At 39.2% G+C, this 22662-nt stretch carries 17 protein-coding genes and 1 tRNA gene; 5 read left to right on the top strand and 13 right to left on the bottom strand.

Annotated elements, in window-relative coordinates; genetic code table 11:
• Positions 1-40 precede the first annotated feature (40 nt).
• Positions 41-1105: a nitronate monooxygenase gene (locus tag DD649_RS11550; RefSeq protein WP_294107159.1), complete on the bottom strand. Its 1065-nt coding sequence runs from the start codon at positions 1103-1105 to the stop codon at positions 41-43.
• A 285-nt stretch (positions 1106-1390) separates the two neighbouring features.
• On the opposite strand from DD649_RS11550, the gene DD649_RS11545 reads away from it, so the two are divergent.
• Together DD649_RS11545 and DD649_RS11540 are read left to right on the top strand one after the other, a co-directional pair.
• Positions 1391-1825, top strand: coding sequence for a DUF3757 domain-containing protein (locus tag DD649_RS11545; RefSeq protein WP_294107158.1), 435 nt, complete (start codon positions 1391-1393; stop codon positions 1823-1825).
• A 443-nt stretch (positions 1826-2268) separates the two neighbouring features.
• On the top strand, positions 2269-3264 hold the full coding sequence (locus DD649_RS11540; RefSeq protein ID WP_294107157.1) for a serine hydrolase domain-containing protein: 996 nt from the start codon (positions 2269-2271) through the stop codon (positions 3262-3264).
• A 69-nt stretch (positions 3265-3333) separates the two neighbouring features.
• Here the strand turns inward: DD649_RS11540 and DD649_RS11535 are convergent, their stop codons facing one another.
• The 11 genes from DD649_RS11535 to glyQ all read right to left on the bottom strand — a co-directional run bounded on the left by DD649_RS11535 (position 3334) and on the right by glyQ (position 17582).
• Complete coding sequence (locus DD649_RS11535; RefSeq protein WP_294107156.1) at positions 3334-4848, bottom strand: insulinase family protein; 1515 nt, start codon at positions 4846-4848, stop codon at positions 3334-3336.
• Positions 4849-5188: 340 nt separating this feature from the next.
• Entirely contained in the window at positions 5189-5887 is a 699-nt protein-coding gene (locus DD649_RS11530; RefSeq protein WP_294107155.1) for a HAMP domain-containing protein, read from the bottom strand.
• Positions 5888-6087: 200 nt separating this feature from the next.
• Complete coding sequence (dppF, locus tag DD649_RS11525) at positions 6088-7113, bottom strand: dipeptide ABC transporter ATP-binding subunit DppF (RefSeq protein WP_294107154.1); 1026 nt, start codon at positions 7111-7113, stop codon at positions 6088-6090.
• The gene (gene dppD / locus DD649_RS11520; RefSeq protein WP_336430750.1) at positions 7110-8090 is read right to left on the bottom strand and encodes a dipeptide ABC transporter ATP-binding protein; all 981 of its coding nucleotides are present in this window, start codon (positions 8088-8090) and stop codon (positions 7110-7112) included. The genes dppF and dppD overlap by 4 nt, the downstream gene beginning before the upstream one ends.
• Positions 8091-8102: 12 nt before the next feature.
• On the bottom strand, positions 8103-9005 hold the full coding sequence (dppC, locus tag DD649_RS11515) for a dipeptide ABC transporter permease DppC (RefSeq protein ID WP_336430748.1): 903 nt from the start codon (positions 9003-9005) through the stop codon (positions 8103-8105).
• Between the two features lie 11 nt (positions 9006-9016).
• Complete coding sequence (dppB, locus tag DD649_RS11510; RefSeq protein ID WP_294107153.1) at positions 9017-10036, bottom strand: dipeptide ABC transporter permease DppB; 1020 nt, start codon at positions 10034-10036, stop codon at positions 9017-9019.
• Positions 10037-10244: 208 nt separating this feature from the next.
• Positions 10245-11855 carry a dipeptide ABC transporter periplasmic-binding protein DppA gene (gene dppA, locus DD649_RS11505; RefSeq protein ID WP_294107152.1) on the bottom strand — a complete coding sequence of 537 codons (1611 nt, stop codon included), beginning with the start codon at positions 11853-11855 and terminating at the stop codon, positions 10245-10247.
• Positions 11856-12447: 592 nt separating this feature from the next.
• A complete protein-coding gene (locus DD649_RS11500) occupies positions 12448-14070 on the bottom strand; it encodes a ShlB/FhaC/HecB family hemolysin secretion/activation protein (RefSeq protein WP_294107151.1) in 1623 nt (540 codons plus the stop codon).
• Positions 14071-14316: 246 nt separating this feature from the next.
• Positions 14317-14393 (bottom strand) — tRNA-Pro (locus DD649_RS11495).
• Between the two features lie 201 nt (positions 14394-14594).
• The gene (gene glyS, locus DD649_RS11490) at positions 14595-16664 is read right to left on the bottom strand and encodes a glycine--tRNA ligase subunit beta (RefSeq protein ID WP_294107150.1); all 2070 of its coding nucleotides are present in this window, start codon (positions 16662-16664) and stop codon (positions 14595-14597) included.
• A 9-nt stretch (positions 16665-16673) separates the two neighbouring features.
• Positions 16674-17582, bottom strand: a complete 909-nt coding sequence (glyQ, locus tag DD649_RS11485; RefSeq protein WP_294107149.1) for a glycine--tRNA ligase subunit alpha — start codon at positions 17580-17582, stop codon at positions 16674-16676.
• 200 nt (positions 17583-17782) lie between these two features.
• On the opposite strand from glyQ, the gene DD649_RS11480 reads away from it, so the two are divergent.
• Both DD649_RS11480 and DD649_RS11475 read left to right on the top strand, forming a co-directional pair.
• Complete coding sequence (locus DD649_RS11480; RefSeq protein ID WP_294107148.1) at positions 17783-18346, top strand: DNA-3-methyladenine glycosylase I; 564 nt, start codon at positions 17783-17785, stop codon at positions 18344-18346.
• Between the two features lie 204 nt (positions 18347-18550).
• A complete protein-coding gene (locus DD649_RS11475) occupies positions 18551-19807 on the top strand; it encodes a valine--pyruvate transaminase (RefSeq protein ID WP_294107147.1) in 1257 nt (418 codons plus the stop codon).
• A 462-nt stretch (positions 19808-20269) separates the two neighbouring features.
• On the opposite strand, the gene DD649_RS11470 is transcribed toward DD649_RS11475, so the two are convergent.
• Positions 20270-21928, bottom strand: a complete 1659-nt coding sequence (locus DD649_RS11470; protein WP_336430737.1) for a putative transporter — start codon at positions 21926-21928, stop codon at positions 20270-20272.
• A gap of 357 nt (positions 21929-22285) precedes the next feature.
• Here DD649_RS11470 and DD649_RS11465 point away from each other — a divergent pair, with 357 nt between their 5' ends.
• Positions 22286-22627 (top strand): YceK/YidQ family lipoprotein, encoded by a 342-nt coding sequence (locus tag DD649_RS11465; protein ID WP_294107145.1) that lies wholly within the window; start codon positions 22286-22288, stop codon positions 22625-22627.
• Positions 22628-22662 lie beyond the last annotated feature (35 nt).

Genomic DNA, 22662 nt, shown 5'->3' with positions numbered 1-22662 from the left:
GGGGATAATTTATTGGTTATCCCCAAAAAATCACCTCTAGCTATATTCGCCCCATTTCCTGCACCAATGTTTCCACTAATTCCTTTGCTGACATTTCTCTCGCTCTTGCAACGCTCTGCCCTGCCCAATGAGCAGCAAATTCATCACTACCTAATTGCATTGCTGCTGCGTTGAGTTGCTTGCCTACATCGTAAGCAATGGGATAATCCGGTAATTTATTAGCACCATATTCATGTCCAATCCGAATAAACTGATTGATAACACCCCTTGCGGGACGACCAGAGATCGCTGTAGTTAATACGGTATTGTCAGTTGTTTGGCTTTTAAGTTTAGCGCGATAATGTGCATTTGCCGCAGATTCAGGACATAAAATAAATGCCGTACCAAGCTGAGCTGCCATTGCACCATTTTGCAATGCAAGTTTGATATCATCACCATCCATGATACCGCCCGCCGCAATAATCGGTAACGTTGTATGTCGGTGGAGTAAAGAAACAAGCGTATTAGTTGTCAGGCTTTCATCCTTCGCTTGAACATCAAACATTCCCCGATGACCCCCAGCCTCAATACCTTGTGCAATAATTGCCTCAATTCCACTTGATTCAATCAACCGCGCCTCTTGTAAATTAGTCGCCGTTGCCATGGTATAAATACCCTGTTGTTTAAACTGACGAATAACTTCCGCTGATGGTATATTGAAATGAAAACTCACTACCGCAGGTTTCATTTCAAGTAATAATTCAAGCATTTCAATGTTATCAATGAATGTCTGATAAACTTCATTAAGTTTCTTTGGAGGCGTTATCTTAAATTCAGAAAATTGGGGGCGCAGATAGTCAATCCAGGCCTGTTCATTTTCATGATTGCGTTGCGGGTGTTGGTGACAAAATAAATTCACATTGAACGGTTTATTTGTCAGTGTTTGGGTTTCAGCAATCAGTTGCCGTGCTTGTTCAACAGAACTTGCTCCTAATCCAAGCGAACCTAACCCACCCGCTTCACAGACTGCTGCGGCTAACTTTGCTGTGGATACCCCTGCCATAGGTGCCTGAATAATTGGGTACCGTAAACCTAAGTGAGATAAAAATATATTTGTTTTTTTCATTTTATTTATTACCTTTATATTATGTCCTACGGCGACAAAGTACAATTAGTAGTCGAATAACAAGACTAGCACAACGATTGCGTAATAATAACTAAATTATCATGACTATATCTGAAAATTTAAATATATTAAAAAAAATTAATTAAAAACAACGCCGCAAACATTAAAACACAAATTATCATATTAAAAATAAATCTGAAGTTAAAATTCATTCATTTCATCTACACTTGTATTGATATATTTTTTTATGTATAAAACAAGCTCATTTAAAAAGGAGAATTTAATATGAAAAAAATAATTTCAATTTTAGCAATAATGACATCTATAGGTTTTATTTCAGTAGCTCAAGCAACAGAACATTGCCCAAAACTTCATGAAATTAATGAAACTGGCAGTGGTGTTTTCAGTGCCGATGGGGAAAATGGTAAATGGTCAGGTGTTTTACAAGGAATTATTGGTGAAAAAAACCCAGTACAATCATTTAAAATGAGCATTGCTATTCAGGAAAGTGAATCAACACCTTTAAAGTTCCAATACTGTACTTATAATATTAATACAAATAAAACCCTAGATATGCGATTCACCCCTAAAAATGAAAAAGAGTTCACAATAAAAACCGAAGGAAACGGTTGGACAAAAGAGAGTGGCAATTTTGGGCTAATCTATAATGTATGTGAGAATACATCACCTGAAAATTGCATATTTAAAATCAGCCAATAAACATTGAAAACTAAAAAATAGTTAAAACCAACTAAAAATATATTTCAGAAAAACTGAAAAAATTAATAAATAATCTAAAAATCCATTATCATTACATTCGAAATGATATATAGCTAAAACTCATTCAGTTATATATCATTTCAATTAATTTTTGTAGCTTATTAAATTAACACCGAAAGATATAATAATTTTAATCAACGTAAAAATTGAATCTGAATATAATGATAAATAACAAACTTAAAATTATAGCCAACCACATAACCCCCTTATCATTAGGTTTCTATTACCCAAGTAGTTGATATGAAATTTTAATTTTTCAAATAACTTTCATAAAGAAGAAGAGCCTTTTTGACTATATGATTAACTAATTATTCAAGTATATTATAAGTGAATATGAAGCGATCACTATAACGACAAAGTATGAAAAATTTGGAATAAATAAAATGATAACAATGCTATCTCTTGAAAGTTTATCTTGTGGCGTCGCCCTATACTCTCACAACCAAACAAAAAACAGCATAGAAACTTTTTGTGCGCGAGGAAGCGACCTTGATGGCGCGCTTTTAACCGTAGATACCCCTCTGAGAATTGCAAGCAATACCAAAACATTCACCGCGGCAGCCATTCTAAGGCTAGCCGAAATGCAAAAACTCTCCATCGACGGTGCGATCTCTCATTACATCACCCCTAGATATAATGAACTTCTCAGCCCTCCTTATGATACTGATCGCATTACCATTCGACATTTATTGAATCACAGCAGTGGCTTACTTGACCACGCAGATGCGGATTATCTCTCTAAGGTTCTCAAACATCCTGATCATGAATGGAGCCGTTTAGAACAAATCGAGTTATATGCCAATAAACAGGTGCCTTTTATCGCACCATCAGAATCGTTTATTTATTCTGATACTGGCTATATCTTACTTGGAGATATTATTGAAAGGGTCACTGGGCAATCGCTCGGCTTAGCCGTTAGAGAATTATTGAGTTTCGATAAAATTGGACTCGACAGCGCCTATTGGGAATATTTAGAGCAGCCAACCCACCAGGAACCTCGTGCACGGCAATATCTTGGTAAACTGGATGGTACAGATATTCATGCATCAATGGATGCTTATGGTGGTGGTGGTTTAATCATGTCTTCAAAGCAAATGGCACTCTTTTTTGAAGCATTATTCAATGGGGCTATTTTCACCTCATCTGAGACACTAGAGACCATGTTAAGTATTGGTAATCATCAAGGAGCAGACGAATATCGTTTAGGGATCATGGCTAGTGTCGTTAATGGCATTACCCTTTATTCACACCTCGGTTTTTGGGGGTCCGTTGCTTACTACGCGCCAGAAGCCAAAATCAGTGCTGCTGGATTCGTTGATAACAGAGAATCTAGAGATGTGCTGATTAAAACAATTGAGTCGTTACTGACTAGAAGATAAAAAAATAGCCTCTAAAATTTTAGAGGCTATTTTTCATTCAATTACTATTACTGATTATTAAGTAATTTATTATTTAGTCGTTGGTGCCGCAGGCGCTAACTGAATTGCTTGTTCTTGAGTCACAACGTCACCCTCAGTAGGGGAAATTGGCTGTGACTGCGGCCACAATGCTTTGCTAAATTTTTGACGAATTTGTTCTGCATCCATGGTCTGTTTTTCTTTAGGCTGCGCCAACACAAAAGCCGCTTCCTGAGACAATAGCCGTCGAACATCCATATTGACCTGTTCAAGGTTCTGCGATGCCAAAAATACTTGTCTTAAACTTTGATACTGTTCTGGTGCAATATCAACCACCCCATTTTGCTGGGAAATTAAACGCTGGCTGATCAACACATCCGTGCTAGTACGTGCATAAGCGGCAAACAGTTGTGATAACTGAACTTGTTTTTCTTTGATCATCTCATCAAACAGTTCAGGTGCGATGCCATTTTGATTGATAGTGACTAATTCATTCAAGACCACGTCCGTAACCGCAGCCATTTTTTCTGGTGGCGCTGTTATAGTAAGCGTACAACTGGCTTTTTGGTATTGCACCCTGCAATCTAGCCCCGGTACGACTTCATCTTGACTAAATTTTTGGTTAAACGTTTTTTGCAATGAGCGGTATACCGCCTCACGAGCGAGATCACTACCCCAATAACGCAATAGCACTGAGGAATCATTGATTGGCAACCAATCAATATCCCAAATCAATGAAAGCGTATCTTTAGTTTGTCTATCTTGTAGCATATCGATTGATTGAGGCTTAACCGCAGAGAGCACAGCAACAGAAACAGGCTCTGAACGCCGACCTTCTAGAGAAGAAAAGGTCTGTGAAATACTGTCTGATAACATACGTGAATCAACATGGCCTGCGACATATAATGTCATCACATCTGGTGTATACCATTTCTTGTAAAATGAATTCACACTTGCTAAATCAATATTATCATTTACTTTTTGGCCCGGATCATATCCCATCATTGCTGAACCTTTTAAGCGCGCACGCCAAACAGGATCACTCGCATCCAAAGGTAAGGTCGCAACAGGAAGATTAGGAATATTTAGACCATTATGTAACGAGGTTTCAGTATAAGTTGCCCCAGCCACTGAAGTTGCAAGCCAACTAAGCGCCTGCTTTACTAACTCAGGTTTGTTATTAGGTAAACTTAAACTATAAATAGTGTAATCATATGAAACAACCGCTGGCGGAATAGGCATATCAGGATCAGCGGCCTGACGCCAAAAATCTTGTAGTACGGCGGCTGGAAATGCATCTGTTTGATGATACAGTGCCATTTTAGGGATCAAATAACTGTAACCCTTTTCACTGGCTTTTTCAGTCAGTGAGCCTGTTTTGATTGCTAACCTAAGTTGAACACGATCATTTGGGCGCTGTGGTGTTTGTAATAATTGCCAGCTAAAGCCATTTTCTAGCTTTCCTTGCTGCCATGCTGGATCAGGTTGTAATGCCTCAGCACTGGCGAAACCAGTGACTGACAATAATACAACGCTGATGATATACCGAAAGTTCAAGCCCTGCATGTAGACCCCTATGTGTTTTTACTCTTACATTTAACCGTAAATTGTGGTGGATAAATTAACTAAAAACGCGAATTTATCAGGTTAAATGAGATAGCTTGGCTTCATCAGATTTTACCATTATCGACAATACCATTATTAATAATACCCTAGACGATTCAAGTTACATTTCAACGATAACAACTGTCACAATAGCGTTCAATAATTTTCAGCGACTAGCTTGGTTGGTCCCTAGCCTCTATGTTTATAATAAAACAACTATATGTATCATTAACGTCATGTGACAAAAAGAAAATGGGTATATAACGATATTAGACCATAAAGATTAGTGCATGTTCATGGCTTAGTCTGAATTTTGTTTTTTTATTTGACGGTTATAGCCTTTTGTTAATAACCCTAGCTCATCATCTTGATGATAATCAGATACATCCAAGCTTTTTACGTTATTACCCGTCTGTAACTCAATGGCTATTTTTCGTAGCGGCCTGATGATCATTCGACTTACACACCATGTCATTGCAATCGCAATAATCAGTACTAACAATAAATATGTTGTTGTCATTAACGCAAGTGTATTAAGCGCAAATCGATATACTCGGTTTGAATCTACCTGCAAGGTCAAATACCCTTGTGGCTTAGCGTGAGGTGCTACATTACCATATGCATACAATGGTACGGTCATTTCAACAGGAAGACTGAGAAATGTAACAGCCCAATCAGGAATAGGCCGAGGGGTTGCGAAACTTAAATTCATTACAGTTGCATTATCAACCGTAATCATCGCTTTACCCATAATACCTGACGTTTTCAAACTGATGAGCAATCTTTTCGTTTCATTTAAGTCGGAACTCAGTAACGAATCCGTTAACGGTTTCTGAATTTGAACTACCGTATTACTTAATTGATTCAAGTAGTCTTGCTTACGTTGTTCTAATAAATAGCTAAATTGAATAGCTAAAAAAAGTGCGAGAAAAAGTAGCGTAATCACAAAGAATACGATCATACTTTTTAACGTTAGTGAGCGTTGGACTCGGGTGTTCATTTGGCCGCAACCTTTCTAATCAAGAGCATCTTTTTAAAGAAAACGAAATACGGCAGCCAGTATACTTGATTTTGTAAGCAAAGGAGCAATTTAAAAAGAAAGATTGAATATTTCAGATAAGATACATATTAATGGCTAACAATCACAAAAATCGAATAAACAAACGGCAGAAACATCGAATTTTCTGCCGTTTGTGCTTTCTAGGCCACACCTACTGTGTGTTTTCCATCAATATCGACAGCTTTTTCATCTTCATCAACAGCAAAGCAAGCTATCAATTGCCCATTATATTCCTTTAAAGTTGGCTGGAATTGAGTACATTGAGCAAAAGCTCTACGACAACGCGCAGCAAAAGCACATCCTGGTGGCGGGTTTAAAGGACTAGGCAATTCACCAGTCAGCTTGATCCTTTCTCGTCTTAGATCAGGGTTAAGCCTTGGTGTTGCCGATAAAAGTGCTTGAGTATAAGGGTGCAGCGGATTATTAAAAATCTGCTCTTTGGTCCCTTTTTCCACACAACGACCTAAATACATCACCATCACATCATCTGCAATATGCTCTACTACAGATAAATCATGTGAGATAAATACATATGAAAGTCCTAAGTCCTGTTGCAAATCCATCATTAAATTAAGAACTTGAGCACGAACAGAGACATCCAAAGCCGAAACTGGCTCATCTGCGACCACAATATCAGGATCTAACATTAAGCCACGTGCAATTGCAATACGCTGGCGTTGTCCTCCCGAAAACATATGTGGATAGCGGTTATAATGTTCTGTCTTAAGCCCGACTTTCGCCATCATTGATAAAACTTTATCTTTACGCTGCTCTTTCGATAACGTTGTATTAATCGACAAAGGTTCTTCGAGTATTTGGCCCACTTTTTTCCGTGGATTCAAAGAGCCATAAGGATTTTGAAATACAATTTGTATTTTCTGGCGGCGTAACTTTTCCGCAGATTTATCTTTTATCAGTAGATTTTGACCTAGATAAGAGAGCTCACCTTCAGACGGAACTTCAATCATAGTCAGTAAACGGCCCAGTGTTGATTTTCCACAGCCTGATTCACCGACAACCGCTAAAGTTTTACCTTTTTCTAATTCAAATGAAACGCCATCCAGTGCTTTAAGGGTTCTCTCATTTGAAAACAAGCCCCCTTTGACTGAATAATATTTTTTTAAATCAACCGCTTTTAACAAAGGCGTGTGTTGTTTTTCACTCATAGCGTTGGCCTCCCCAGATCATCCAGTGGCATATGACATTTCACCTGACGATTACCGATAGTCTGTAACACCGGCTCTTCTTGGCGACAACGATCCGTTGCATAAGGGCAACGAGGATTTAATAAACAACCGAATGGCCTATCATATTTACCGGGAACGACGCCTGGTAATGAAGCCAGTCGTGATTTATTCGTTGCAAACTCAGGTAACGCACGTAAAAGTGCTTGGGTATATGGATGACGAGGGTGTTTAAAGATATCAGTCGCTTTCGCGGATTCAACCACCTGACCTGCGTACATAACAATAATATGATGCGCCGCTTCGGACACTAATGCGAGGTCATGGGTAATCAGCACTAACGCCATATTTTCTTGCTGTTGTAGTTCAAGCAAGAGTTCAATAATTTGAGCCTGAATAGTCACATCTAACGCAGTCGTTGGTTCATCAGCTATCAACAATTTTGGTCGACAAGCAATTGCCATTGCAATCATGACTCGTTGGCTCATGCCGCCCGATAATTGATGCGGATAAACATCAAGACGTGATTGCGGATCAGGAATTCCCACCATATCAAGTAAATCTATAGTGCGCTGTTTACGTGTACTTTTGTTACCACCTTGATGTACCTTCAGCGCCTCCATGATTTGATAACCCACCGTAAAACAAGGGTTCAAACTAGTCATGGGGTCTTGGAAAATCATCGCAACATCCGCACCAACAATTTGTCTGCGTTCTTTTTCAGGAATAGAGAGTAAATCACGCCCATCAAACTGCAACGACTGCGCCATAACTTTTCCGGGATAATCAATTAGGCCCATAATCGCAAGAGAGCTAACCGATTTACCTGAACCTGACTCGCCAACAATACCAACAACTTGTCCTTTTTCAACGCTATAGCTGATGCGATCAACGGCGCGAAACGCTGAACCTTCATCACCGAAATGTACTGAGAGTTGTTCTACATTTAACAATGCCATTAGATTACCTCATCACTGCTTGAGTTTTGGATCAAATGCATCGCGTAAACCATCACCCATCAGGTTAAACGCTAATACAGTCAATAAAATTGCTACTCCTGGGAATGTCACTACCCACCAAGCGCTCTGTGCGAATTGCAATACATCAGAGAGCATCGTTCCCCATTCAGGAGTTGGTGGCTGTGCGCCCATACCCAAGAAACCCAAAGCAGCCATATCTAAAATGGCATTTGAAAAACCTAATGATGCTTGAACAATTAATGGTGCAAGACAGTTAGGTAAAATATTGATGAACATTTGACGCGTAGCGCTTGCTCCTGCTACACGGGAAGCCGTGACATAGTCGCGGGTGACCTCCACCAAAACGGCAGCACGGGTCAAGCGAATATAATGGGGCAATGCGACAAATGTCAGTGCAATGGAGGCGTTAACGATTGAGGGACCAAAAATAGCCACCAGCACCAATGCGAGCAATAAACTCGGTAGTGCTAGCATGATATCAACAATACGCATGATGATAGCATCAACAACGCCGCCAAAATAACCCGCTATAACACCGAAAGTAACTCCCATAATTAATGAGAGAACCACAACTAAACAGCCCACTAAGAGTGATAATCGCGCACCATACATTAAGCGTGACAACATATCGCGGCCAATATCATCAGTACCTAAAATAAATTGCCAGCTCCCACCATCTTGCCAAACCGGAGGAGTCAGTAAAAAATCACGGAATTGCTCATCTGGTGCATGAGGAGCCAAAACTCCAGCAAAAATGGCAATCAGTACCATTAGGATGATGTAAAACATCCCAACAACGGCACCTTTGTTACGTTTAAAATAATGCCAAAATTCATGTAATGGCGTCATCGGCTGTGGGGCGCTGACAACAGTAGGCTCGGTAGATTGAGACATTTTAGCGCTCCTTATTTTTTATGACGAATACGTGGGTTGACGATGCCATACAGTACATCAACCACTAAGTTAACAAGAATAATCAGTGTCGCGACAAGTAAAACACCGCCCTGAACAACAGGATAATCACGTCGCTGTAACCCTTCTATCAACCAGCGCCCAAGTCCTGGCCATGAAAAAATTGTCTCAGTTAAGATAGCGCCGGCAAGCATCACGCCAACCTGCAATCCAATAACCGTAACGACAGGCAATAATGCATTGCGTAGTGCATGAATTAAAATGACTCGGGCACGACTAACGCCTTTCGCTCTCGCGGTGCGAATATAATCCTCTCCCAACACTTCCAACATAGCTGAACGAGTCATACGCACAATGACAGCTAACGGTATTGTCCCAAGCACAATCGCAGGCAAGATCAGATGCATAACCGCATCCACGAAGTCGCCATCTTCCCCCCAAATTAGGGTATCAATTAACATAAAGCCAGTGAGTGGATGTGAATCATCGAGGAAAACAGTATCACTAACCCTTCCCGCCACTGGCGTGAGGTCTAGCTGTACCGATACCAACATGATAAGCATAATCCCCCACCAGAAAATCGGCATTGAATAGCCCGTTAAGGAAATGCCAATCGCGGTATGATCAAAAATAGAACCACGTTTTACTGCCGCCAGTACCCCGACAGGGATCCCTACCGATACAGCAAAAATCATTGCGCAGGTGGCTAATTCCATAGTGGCAAGAAAGCGGGGTAAAAATTCTTCCCAAACACCAATGCGGCTTTTCAAGGAAATACCTAAATCACCATGAAATATCCCATTAATATAATGGAGATATTGCTGCCATAGTGGTTGATCAAGCCCTAGCTCAGCCATTAGATAGGCGTGTCTTTCAGGGGATAGCCCCCTTTCACCTGCCATTATCATCACAGGATCGCCCGGGATCATGTGGACAAAAGCAAACGTCAATAATGTAATACCGATAAACGTGGGGATCACGAGCCCCAAGCGTCGAAGGATAAATTGCAACATATCCTGAATCTCTTTAATAATGCCGTTGACGGCTCTTAGTCCGTTTGGCTACTCAGAAAAAATGCTCTGAGTGCTCACAAATAACTGAACCTTCCTGTTTCTTCTAATATTTAGATTTTGCTAAATATTCTAGATTTTCTAAACATTAAAGAAGAAAACGCCCTTCGCCACGAGATCGCAGTGAAGGGCAGATACAGATTAGAAACGATTATTTCTCGATATCTACGTTTTCAAAGTGATGTTTACCCAGTGGATCAACCACATAGCCTTTCACTTCTTTACGCACTGGTTCAAATACGGTTGAGTGCGCAATGATCAGCGCTGGCGCTTGCTCATTCATAACCACTTGAGCCTGCTTGTACAGTTCAACACGTTTATCATGGTCTGCGGTCATACGTGCAGGTTGAATCAAGTTTTCAAAACTTTGATTACACCATTTCGAATAGTTAGAACCTTGTTTCTTAGCGGCGCAACTAAATAAGGTAGCGAAGAAATTATCAGGATCACCATTATCACCCGTCCAGCCCATCATAACGGTTTGTGGTTCACCATCTTTCGCACGCTTGAGGTATTCACCCCACTCATAACTCACGACTTTTGATTTAACACCAATTTTCGCCCAGTCAGCTTGGATCATTTCAGCCATTCTGCGCGCATTTGGGTTATATGGGCGTTGTACTGGCATTGCCCATAAATCAATCTCAAAACCTTCTGGGAAGCCTGCTTCTGCCAGTAATGCTTTTGCTTTTTCAGGATTATATTCATAATCCTTAACTGCGTCGTTGTAACCCCACATAGTTGGTGGAATTAGATTTTTCGCTTTTTGACCAGCACCTTGATAAACCGCATCAATAATGGCGTCTTTATTCACCGCCATAGACAATGCTTGGCGAACTTTTTGATTATCCAGCGGTTTCTTCTCAACGTTATAAGAGAGATAACCCACGTTCAAACCAGGCTGTTCCAACAAAGTAATATCTTTATCTTTTCTCATACGCTCCAAGTCTGCCGGATTTGGATATGGCATAACTTGGCACTCATTTTTCTGCAATTTTGCGTAACGAACCGAAGCATCAGGTGTAATTGAGAATACTAAACGATCAAGTTTAGGTTTAGTTCCCCAATATTCTTTGTTTGCTTTATAAAGAATACGCGAGTCTTTTTGATACTGTTGTAGTTCAAAAGGCCCCGTCCCAATTGGGTTAAGGTCAACTTTTTCAGGAGTTCCGGCTTTCAACATTTGGTCAGCGTATTCAGCAGAAAGGATGGAGGCGAAATCCATTGCCATATCGGCTAAGAATGGTGATTCAGGGCGAGTCAGAGTAATACGTACAGTGTTATCATCAACTTTATCAATCTTATCAATGATTTTATCCATATCCATACCCATAAAATACTCATAGCTTCCGCCTGAAACTTTGTGGTACGGGTGGTTTGGATCTTTCTGACGCATGAATGTGTAGATTATATCATCAGCATTCAAGTCACGACTTGGTTTGAACTCTTTATTCGAGTGCCATTTAACCCCTTTACGTAGATGGAAAGTATAAACTTTACCATCTTCACTCACATCCCAGCTTTCAGCTAAACCAGGTTCAATTTCCGTCGTTCCTAATTTAAATTCAACTAAGCGGTTATATAATGGAATTGAACTTGCATCATAAGTTGTACCAGAGGTAAATAATTGTGGATTAAAACCTTCTGGAGAACCTTCTGAACAATAAACTAATGTTTTAGCTTGTACTGATGCAGAAACCGCCAACGCAGCAAGCGTTAAACTAACGGTTAATAGACCTGTCTTTTTAAGAGAGCGCGTCATCTATATGCTCCTGTGGTGTTCATGTTGTTTTTGCTTGATGTTTACATCCATCATCCAAGTGACAGATATAACATCTGTATTTTTTGTTATTCATTGTGCAATTAATCAACTGTCATCCACTTCGTCAATAGCATCACACACTACCTCAACATGTTTTTTGCAACATATTAGAAACAATTACCATCATAATTTAGGTTAATATATCACTATTAATGTTGATAAGCAGAGGTTATACCCATAAAATGTGTAATGATTAGTATTTTATAGTGAGGTGATTTATTTTTATATTTGTGATTAAGTGCTGAATTACTGAACGAAAATAGCGTTTTATCCAAATAGCTACAATATAAAATTCTGAAGCGAAACTATATTGAAACTATTTTCCTATGTTAGTATTTAGTTTGTTTTTTATTCACATAGAAATGATATTGATGCTAATAGTCAACAAAAATTCAACCAGTCGATAGCTTCATAAATAGCGTCATTTCTATTGATTTATCTTACAGCCTAAAAGTTTATAAATGAGAACCTGCTTACTTAGCATAATCTTAATGATGATGTAGTGACGACAGAGTGTATAAAACACTATCGATTAATAGCCAAAACTCAATTCTACACCTCCACCAAATTGGTTTTTTATCATACTCTCAGTTTTCCAGACTGGCGCTTCGACAAAGAAATGGTAAGCAACAGACCCTAGCCATCCCCGAGTGCCGGCTCTAACCCCAAGCAATAAATTCTCATGCCAAAATCCCGCTCTATCATTTGAAGTTGTACCCAAATCTAAGGATGTATAAAGCTGGGTGCCTTTCCAAGGTGTCATCCATCCCAATTCATTCTTTAGTGTTAAATTGTTATCCCCCATATTAAAATCATCATCTGAATTGCCGAAACCACTCAGACCCAATTTTCCAATCAAAACCCCTTGCTCCAATAAATTATCAAGCTTTGAACGACTTAATTGAATATCCATTTCATATTGATGATAAATAGGCTGTTTTAACCATACTATCGAACGTTGAGCAGCAATAGAAAGCTGATATATTTGAGGCTTATCTAACCCCGTAATTTGGTGTGCATTAGCACCAAACCAATCCGTACCCTGTTTATAATTTAACGACAATGTAAGATGACCTTGAGAGAAATCAATTTGATGCTCCAACCCTAACATGACGTAACTTGCCAGACGTCCTTGTGTCTTTAAACGTTGATGAGATAAAAAAGTATCTAATGTCTGTACCTGAGAACCAAAACTCAATGTTGTCAGAGAGTTCTGCATTCGTCGTATTATATATTTCGCATCCAACGATAATATGCGGCTACGTTGCTCCAGCAATAACACAGTTTCATCGATTGAATCTTTACTTTGGCTTTCTTGATAACCACCATAAGTGGAAAACAACCAATATTGGTACGGTAATGAATAAAAAAATCCAACTGATATTGCGTTACTATTTATCCCTTTATTATTTGTCTCTTTAGTAAAATCATGGCTAATATCCGTATAAAAAAAATCATTTAACAACAATGGATTTGCCAACATGAAAATGTTATCAACTGAGTTATTCAATGAACCATCTAATTTCAATGACTCAATAGAAAACAAACCTTTAAATGCCCTTTCTTTAGTGCGTTCAACAATTAACTGAGTTTCATTATCGTCTGGTACTAAATAAATATTATAAGGAATAAGAGACGTATTTTGTAAATTGTACAATCCTTGCTCTACAAGCCTTAAGTTAAATACTTGACCATTCGTAACGGGAAAAGCATTTGATAATGACCTATCACCATGAGCGGTATCTTGATAAGTAATATTTGCAACTCTCCCTGCCACTAACGTGGCTTTTAATACCCCGAATGAAAAGCTCTGTTCAGGATAAAATAAATAAGATGTAGCATAACCGGCCTGTTCTAGCTCTGAAGTGATCAACTCCGCGTAATCTATCAGAGCACTGTCATTCACACATTTACCTTCAATTAACCGTTTCCATTCATTTATACGCTTTGGCTCTATAAGGTTAAACAGGGCAACACCTTCTATATGAACCTGCCTAACAGTAATGCAGGGCTGTACATCGGATGGATTCAATGAGGAAGGAAGCTTTGATGCATAGCTATCACTATGAGCTTGGACTATAGGTGTTATGGACAAAAATAGCCCAAGAAACAACATAAGAGAAAGTGCAAATCCTACACTGTATTTTGGTTTCATTAACGAGTCCTTGTAATGAAAATCCTTTAATTTGCTTTGGTATAAACTCAAAGAAAAATAAGAATTTATAACAGCAAAAAGACCATGCAATACGATTAATGACATTAACGCCACAAACCGTTATCTCAACAGATCACAGCTATTATGTGCAAGGAAACTTACTCTGAAAAATGAGAAGGAGGAATAGAACAAAGTTAGAAAGGCTAAAACGAAAAAACCCACCTCAATGAGGTGGGCTTAGGAATTTGGTCGGCGAGAGAGGATTCGAACCTCCGACCCACTGGTCCCAAACCAGTTGCGCTACCAAGCTGCGCTACTCGCCGAAAACGGTGTGAATAATACTGCCGAGCGCTGAGTTCGTCAACCCATTTTTATCTAATTCAGTTCGTCTGCTGATAAAACCATCAAAACGGTAAGGTTTCTTAGCAAATTCGTCTATTTTGGCAAAAAAATAAGCGCTAACAATTGTTTAGCGCTTATTTTAAATAATCCTATTTGCACTTAAAAAAGAATCAAATAGTTAATTATTGCAATAAAGAGATGTCCGCAACTTTTAAGAATAGTTCTCGCAGTTGGCTCAGCAATGTTAAGCGGTTAATACGTACCGCTTGATCCTCATCCATAACCATCACACTTGCAAAAAACTCATCAACAACATCACGTAAAGAAGCCAACTCAGACAATGCTTCTTGATAATTTCTATCAGCAAACATTGGAGCTAGTTTTTCTTGTAATACCACTACATGAGTCGCAAGCTTAACTTCTTCTGGCATTTTAAGAACAGATGCTAAAACGCTATCACCTAATTTTTCATCAGACTTGCTAAGAATATTAGATACACGCTTGTTAGCGGCCGCTAATGCTTGTGCTTCATCTAAAGAACGGAAGTGAGACACAGCCTTAACTCGAGCATCAAAATCGGCTGGTTGTGTTGGACGGCGAGCCAATACCGCTTGAATAGTATCGATACTAAAGCCAAGCTCTTGGTACCAAGATCGGAAACGACCAAGCATAAACTCAACAACATCGTTGACTACATTTTCATTGGTTAGCTTATCGCCATACAGACGAGCAGCTTCTTGTGTCATTTCAACAAGATCAAGCTGATAATCTTTTTCAACGATAATACGCAGAACACCCAGTGCAGCTCGACGCAAAGCAAACGGGTCTTTATCCCCTTTAGGGTGCTGACCAATACCGAAAATACCGGCAAGCGTATCCATTTTTTCAGCGAGCGCAAGAGCCGCAGATACATCAGTAGAAGGCAGTTCATCACCAGCAAAACGCGGTTGGTATTGTTCTTTTAGCGCTAATGCAACATCTTCTGACTCACCGTCATGGCGCGCATAATGCATCCCCATAACACCTTGAGTATCAGTAAACTCAAAAACCATATTAGTCATCAAGTCACATTTAGCTAATAAACCCGCACGAGTAGCATGATTAACATCTGCACCTATTTTGCCTGCAATCCAGCCTGCTAATGCTTCTAAACGATTAGTTTTATCACGCAGCGTACCTAGTTGTTTTTGGAATAAAACAGTTTCTAAGCGCGGTAAATTATCTTCTAAGCGGTGTTTACGATCGGACTTAAAGAAAAACTCAGCATCTGCTAAACGCGGACGCACAACTTTTTCATTCCCCGAAATAATTTGCTGAGGATCAGAAGATTCAATATTAGTCACAAAGATAAAGTTAGGCATTAATTTGCCTGCATTATCATAAACAGGGAAATATTTCTGATCGCCTTTCATTGTATAAACTAAGGCTTCTGAAGGAACTTCTAAAAATTTCTCTTCAAATTTAGCGGTTAATACAACAGGCCATTCAACTAATGAAGCCACTTCTTCAAGCAGACTACTTGTTAAATCTGCTTTACCACCTAATGCTGCAGCCGCTTTTTCGGCACCTGCTTTAATAATTGCTTTACGTTCTTCATAGTCAGCAATGACTTTACCGCGCTCACGCAGTATCGTTGGGTATTGCTCAGCGTTATCAATAGTAAATTCAGCTTCACCCATAAAACGGTGACCGCGGATTGTACGGCCGCTCTTAATACCAAGAATTTCGCCTTCAACGACATCACTACCAAGAAGCAACGTGACCGTATGAACAGGGCGCACGAATTGGGTTTCTTTATCTCCCCAACGCATTAATTTTGGAATAGGCAGCTTCGCAAGAGAGCGGCTCACCATATCAATCAATAATTCACTGACTGATTGGCCTTTCATTTGAGCACGATAAAGTAACCATTCGCCTTTATCTGTCGTCAAACGTTCTGCTTGATCAACCGTAATTCCACAACCACGCGCCCAGCCTTCAGCAGCTTTAGTCGGTTGACCATCAGCCCCAAAAGCCTGCGAAATTGCAGGTCCGCGTTTTTCAACTTCGCGATCCGGTTGAGAAGATGCTAAATCAGCCACTTTTAATGCTAAACGGCGAGGAGCGGCAAACCAGCTGACTGAACCATGGGCAATATCAGCGCTATCAAGTTCAGATGTAAAATTTACGGCAAATGATTCGGCTAATGAACGAAGAGCCTTCGGCGGTAACTCTTCTGTGCCGATTTCCACAAGGAAAGTCTGTTGAGTCATGACAGCCTCTTAATTCTTATGACACATAGGGAATCCAAGCGCTTCGCGAGAAGCATAATAAGCTTCAGCAACCCCTTTTGTGAGGGTACGAATGCGTAAAATATAGCGCTGGCGTTCTGTGACTGAAATAGCCTTACGGGCATCCAGTAAGTTAAAAGTATGAGCGGCTTTCAATATGCGTTCATAGGCAGGAAGTGGCAAAGGCGGCTCCAAGGCCAGCAGATATTGCGCTTCTTTTTCATACTCATCAAAACATGTAAATAAGAAATCTACATTAGCATATTCAAAGTTATAGGTGGATTGCTCAACTTCGTTTTGATGATAGATATCACCATACGTTGTTTTACCCAATGGGCCATCGCACCAAACAAGGTCATATACACTGTCAACGCCTTGGATATACATCGCCAAACGCTCAAGACCATAAGTGATTTCGCCCGTGACAGGCTTACATTCAAGGCCACCGACCTGTTGGAAATACGTAAATTGAGTGACTTCCATACCATTTAGCCACACTTCCCAACCCAATCCCCAAGCACCTAGCGTTGGATTTTCCCAGTTATCCTCAACAAAACGGATATCATGTACGGTTGGGTCAACACCGAGCTCTTTTAAGGAACCAAGATAGAGCTCTTGGATGTTGTCTGGAGATGGCTTGATGATCACCTGAAATTGATAATAATGCTGTAGGCGATTTGGATTTTCACCGTAGCGACCATCAGTAGGTCGGCGAGAAGGCTGAACATAAGCCGCAGCAATAGGCTCAGGGCCTAGTGCACGTAAACATGTCATTGGGTGAGAAGTGCCTGCGCCGACTTCCATGTCCAGTGGTTGAACAATGGTACAGCCTTGACGCGCCCAATAGTCCTGTAATGTCAGGATAAGACCTTGGAAGGTTTTGGTATCAAACTTTTGCATGTTAGATCCGCACGCGATACGTTAAATTATAGGAAGTACGCCAGTATACCCTTTGACCGCTAGATATACAGCACCCAATCTGTCTGTATTTATTCTAAAAATAAAAAAAAATTCTATTCTCTCTTTTAAACTGGTTATTTATACAGTATAAATATTCTAAATATTGAAGCAAACATATCAGATAAAAAAAAGGATGAAAAATGGATACGTCACTCACTCGCTGCCAATGGGTAAACCAAGACCCTGATTATATCGCCTATCATGATAAAGAATGGGGAAAGCCCAATAGAGATAACCAACATTTATTTGAAATGATCTGCTTAGAAGGCCAACAAGCGGGGTTATCTTGGTACACAATTTTAAAAAAACGCCAAGGCTATCGTGAGCTATTTTATCACTTTGATCCTGAACGTATTTCAACTATGGATGAAGCCGATGTTGAACGCCTGATGCAAGACCCACGGATCATTCGACACAGACCAAAAATTAATGCAATCATCGCAAATGCTAAAGCTTATCTAAACATGGCTGAAAATGGTGAAGACTTCGCAACTTTTATCTGGAGTTTCGTTAATCATCAACCCATCATTAACAATTGGACAGAATCTTCTCAAATTCCGGCTGAAACAGATCTTTCTAAAGACTTATCTAAAGCACTCAAAAAACGGGGTTTCAAATTTGTAGGATCAATCACTTGTTACGCATTTATGCAGGCAACTGGTCTGATAAATGACCATTTGGTTAATTGTTGTCAATTTAAATAAATCAGTATTTATGGATGAACCAATACTCATAATAAGAGAAACACTCTACTATTAATTAAAATATCAATCCAAAAAACCAATTCATAAAGATTAATTGGTCATTTGTTTCATATAGGCACATAAATGAGCTATTGAACTCTGGTGCCCGGCAGGGTATGTTTAAAATTCCATTAACAATCTAATAAACATATGTGAATAAATGAAATGATATTTTCTAAATTTGGTAATAAATTCGCTAAAAATTCAGGGATTTCACTGTTGATGAAAGACTTGAATGAAGGCATAAGAACTCCTGGCGCTATTATGCTTGGTGGTGGTAATCCTGCTCACATTCCTGAAATGGATAAATACTTCCAAACTTTGTTAGCTGAGATGTGTGAAAATGGTCAATTAACAGACACTCTATGTAACTATGATGGTCCACAGGGCAAAGATGCCATGTTGAAAGCGCTAGCGGCAACTCTAAACGCAAAACTAGGCTGGAATATCAGTGCGAAAAATATCGCACTAACCAACGGTAGCCAAAGTGCGTTTTTCTATCTATTTAACTTGCTTGCTGGTCGCTTTGAAGATGGTATCACCCGTAAAGTTCTATTTCCTCTAGCCCCTGAATATGTTGGCTACGCTGACTCAGGGCTAGATGGCGACCTTTTTGTCGCTAACAAGCCGCAAATTGAATTTTTACCTAATGGCCAATTTAAATATCGCGTCGATTTTAATACATTAGAAGTTACTGATGATATTGGCGTTATTTGCGTCTCTCGCCCAACGAATCCAACAGGTAATGTCATCACAGATGAAGAGGTTGAACACTTAGATCAACTCGCTAAACAGCACAATATTCCTTTACTGCTTGATAATGCTTACGGTGTCCCTTTCCCTGGTATTATTTTTAGCGATGCGACACCCTTTTGGAATGAAAACGTTATTCTATGCATGAGCTTATCGAAGCTTGGCCTACCCGGCACTCGTTGCGGAATAATTATTGCTAACGAAGAAATTATTGAAGCGGTGAGTAATATAAATGGAATTATCAGCCTCGCACCCGGTGGTATCGGCCCTGCATTAGCACTTGAAATGCTTAAGCGAGATGACTTATTTGCGCTCTCCAAAAATGTAATTGGACCGTTTTATAAACAACGCGTTGAAGAAGCAATTCAAATTATTCGTCGTTATATACCTGAAGATAAATGCCTTATTCACAAACCTGAAGGCGCTATCTTCTTGTGGTTATGGTTTAAAGATTTGCCAATTAGTTGCCTAGAACTTTATCAGCGCTTGAAAAAACGTGGCGTTTTGATGGTACCAGGGCATTATTTTTTCCCTGGAATCGAAGAAGATTGGCCACATGCACACCAATGTATGCGCATGAATTATGTACCTGAACCCGAAAAAATTGAGCAGGGCATTAAAATACTGGCAGAAGAACTTGAAAAGGCATATCAAACAGTTCCCTGCTAACTTGCTGTTTTGAATGTCATTATTTATTATCGCTATTAAGTAATAAATTTTAAATAATGGCGACTAAGTAATAGGCCTTAAACAATAGGTTCTAAACAAAATACCTGAATAACAAACAAAAAAAGCCCTTTCATAAAGAAAGGGCAAAAATTAGCGAGAACTCCGTAATTGAAATCAAATGTTTCTTTCAATACGAATATCATTCAGGTCTATTAAAACACTATTTTCATATCGTCATTGCTTGAACAAGCGTGCTTTTTAGCGCTATATGTCCTAATACTATTCGAATAACACTGATGAAATTGAATACAGAAGCACATATATTTTCAATATTTATGTTTTAAATACGAAAAATTTTAAATTATTGAAATAATATAAGTTAGCAAAACCAAAAAAAAAAATTATATAAAACAATAAGCTCCCTGTTTTTAACAGAGAGCTTTTATTTTTATTTCTAGATTATCATATGGTCCAAAATAATATGGCAAGCAATTGAGGGGAGATTATTCGCAAGAACATCGCTAGAGGATAAACGGTTGCATAAGACAATGCAGGGGCACCACTTGTTGGATGTATATTATTAGCGAATGCAAGAGCAGGAGGGTCTGTCATTGAACCCGCGAGTACACCACATAAGCTCAAGTAATTCATTTTGCCAAACACTCGTGCCACAACACCCGTAATAAACAACGGAATAAATGTGATAAGCAAACCATAGCCAATCCAAGTTAACCCATCACCTTTTATTAAGGTATCAATAAAATCACCACCAGAGTTTAATCCAACCACAGCAAGGAACATCACAATACCGAGCTCTCTCAAAGCAAGGTTAGCACTTGGTGGCATAAACCAATAAAGTCGTCCAATAGTACCAATACGTCCTAAGATCAGCGCAATAACAAGCGGACCTCCTGCAAGCCCAAGCTTTAACGCTGCGGGGAAACCGGGTACAAATACTGGAATTGATCCTAAAACAACCCCCAACCCAATACCAATAAAAACTGGCAACATTTGGACTTGTTGTAGTTTTTGTTTTGCGTTTCCAAGCAAAGCTGTAACCGCTTCGATAGATTCAGGACGACCGACAATATTGAGAATGTCCCCAAATTGCAAAATAGAATTATTATTTGCAACTAGATCAATACCTGTACGATTTAAGCGAGTGACAACCACATCATATTTTTGTTTAAGATTAAGATCCTTTAACCGCTTACTTAAGACCTTATCATTAGTCACAACAACGCGTACCGAATGCAGCACAGGGCTAGAGGTCGATAATGATGCATCAACTTCTTCACCTAAGATCAAACGTACTTTATTCAAATCTTCTTTTTGCCCAACAACATGGAGTAAATCACCTAAATGAATTTCAGAAGTAGGCTGTGGCACCATCAATGTCTCACCACGTTTTAATCTTGAACAAACAATTTCCTCACTACCTAATAGAGGAATGTCCTGCATCATCAATCCGTCTAAATTTGCATTTCGAACAGCAATATTCATTGTTTGCAACGTATCCCGCTGCTGAAAATTAGCACTGTTAAATGTCGAGGCTTCCTTATCGACTGCAATCCTAAAAATAACACGGACAAGCCACATCACCAGTAGAATCCCACAGATACCCATCGGATAAGCCATGGCATAGCCCATCCCCATTTGGCCTACGAGGTTAGGATCAGAACCTAAATCAGTTAAAATTTGCTGACCAGCACCTAAAGATGGCGTATTAGTTACAGCTCCAGAGAAAATACCTAAAATAATCGGAAGTGGAATATTTGAAATTTTATAGATAATCGCAGTAACAACAGCGCCTAACACGACAATCATCAACGCAAAACCATTAAGCTTTAAGCCAGATACGCGTAGAGACGAGAAAAAACCGGGGCCAACCTGAATACCAATAGTGTAAACAAATAGTATCAGGCCAAATTCTTGAATAAAATGCAGCATATCTTTATTAAGCTGCAAACCATAACTTTGAGAGAAGTGGCCAACAATGATCCCGCCAAATAAAACGCCTCCAATCCCCAGTCCGACATTACGGATCTTCCAGTTACCAATCCATAAACCCAGTGCGGCAGCCAACGCCAACAAACTCACAGTAAGAGCCAATTCACTCATAGACCGCTATCCTTTTGACGACAAGTTACCCAAAAAACAAAAATAAAATCGATGACAAAACATACAACTGAATCGATTATGCCAAATAGGAATAGAGTAATATGTGCAATAGAGCACAGTTCAAGACTAATTAATGAGTTAATACTGTCGAACTTTCTGATTGATAACAAATAACGACCTAATTAACCTCTATTCATTAACTTTATTCACAACTATCTGGATTTAATACAGCAAATGAACAATTAGCAATATTCTATGTTCAAATAATAGTACAACACTGTGATTGTGAATTTTTTGTTTTTCGTTATGATAAACAACTGTTAGAAATCATAATCTAAATACAGGCTGAAAAATGATATGCCGAATTTAATTTTTGTAAAATTATTCGCTCTTATGACTCCATTTATATTATGTGGATGCTCAAGCATTATGACACATGCGGGACCAACAGAAGGTTATTATCCTGGCTCTAAAAACAGTATTAAAATGATTAAAGATGAAGAAACCGGCTGGGTTGTTAAACCGTTGCTAGCTATCGATTTACCATTTTCAATGGTCATGGATACGCTTTTAATTCCCCTCGATTATGCAAAATCAGATAACAACTCAAGCGCTGACTCACCCAAAAAACGGATTGAAGAGCTTGATAAAAAAGAAAAAAGTCATGAACATGTCACAACGAATATTACAGAACAATAACTAAAATATATAATCTAGCTCATTCATATATTTTC

The organism is Providencia sp., assembly GCF_003533305.1.
Classification (GTDB): Bacteria; Pseudomonadota; Gammaproteobacteria; order Enterobacterales; family Enterobacteriaceae; genus Providencia.
Note: the sequence above shows the minus strand (reverse complement) of the source record. Positions and strands in the feature narration are given on the sequence as shown.

Coding starts and splice junctions, on each gene's coding strand:
- DD649_RS11550 (WP_294107159.1), bottom strand. CDS start 1,105: ATGAAAAAAACAAATATATTTTTATCTCACTTAGGTTTACGGTACCCA.
- DD649_RS11545 (WP_294107158.1), top strand. CDS start 1,391: ATGAAAAAAATAATTTCAATTTTAGCAATAATGACATCTATAGGTTTT.
- DD649_RS11540 (WP_294107157.1), top strand. CDS start 2,269: ATGATAACAATGCTATCTCTTGAAAGTTTATCTTGTGGCGTCGCCCTA.
- DD649_RS11535 (WP_294107156.1), bottom strand. CDS start 4,848: ATGCAGGGCTTGAACTTTCGGTATATCATCAGCGTTGTATTATTGTCA.
- DD649_RS11530 (WP_294107155.1), bottom strand. CDS start 5,887: ATGAACACCCGAGTCCAACGCTCACTAACGTTAAAAAGTATGATCGTA.
- dppF (WP_294107154.1), bottom strand. CDS start 7,113: ATGAGTGAAAAACAACACACGCCTTTGTTAAAAGCGGTTGATTTAAAA.
- dppD (WP_336430750.1), bottom strand. CDS start 8,090: ATGGCATTGTTAAATGTAGAACAACTCTCAGTACATTTCGGTGATGAA.
- dppC (WP_336430748.1), bottom strand. CDS start 9,005: ATGTCTCAATCTACCGAGCCTACTGTTGTCAGCGCCCCACAGCCGATG.
- dppB (WP_294107153.1), bottom strand. CDS start 10,036: ATGTTGCAATTTATCCTTCGACGCTTGGGGCTCGTGATCCCCACGTTT.
- dppA (WP_294107152.1), bottom strand. CDS start 11,855: ATGACGCGCTCTCTTAAAAAGACAGGTCTATTAACCGTTAGTTTAACG.
- DD649_RS11500 (WP_294107151.1), bottom strand. CDS start 14,070: ATGAAACCAAAATACAGTGTAGGATTTGCACTTTCTCTTATGTTGTTT.
- glyS (WP_294107150.1), bottom strand. CDS start 16,664: ATGACTCAACAGACTTTCCTTGTGGAAATCGGCACAGAAGAGTTACCG.
- glyQ (WP_294107149.1), bottom strand. CDS start 17,582: ATGCAAAAGTTTGATACCAAAACCTTCCAAGGTCTTATCCTGACATTA.
- DD649_RS11480 (WP_294107148.1), top strand. CDS start 17,783: ATGGATACGTCACTCACTCGCTGCCAATGGGTAAACCAAGACCCTGAT.
- DD649_RS11475 (WP_294107147.1), top strand. CDS start 18,551: ATGATATTTTCTAAATTTGGTAATAAATTCGCTAAAAATTCAGGGATT.
- DD649_RS11470 (WP_336430737.1), bottom strand. CDS start 21,928: ATGAGTGAATTGGCTCTTACTGTGAGTTTGTTGGCGTTGGCTGCCGCA.
- DD649_RS11465 (WP_294107145.1), top strand. CDS start 22,286: ATGCCGAATTTAATTTTTGTAAAATTATTCGCTCTTATGACTCCATTT.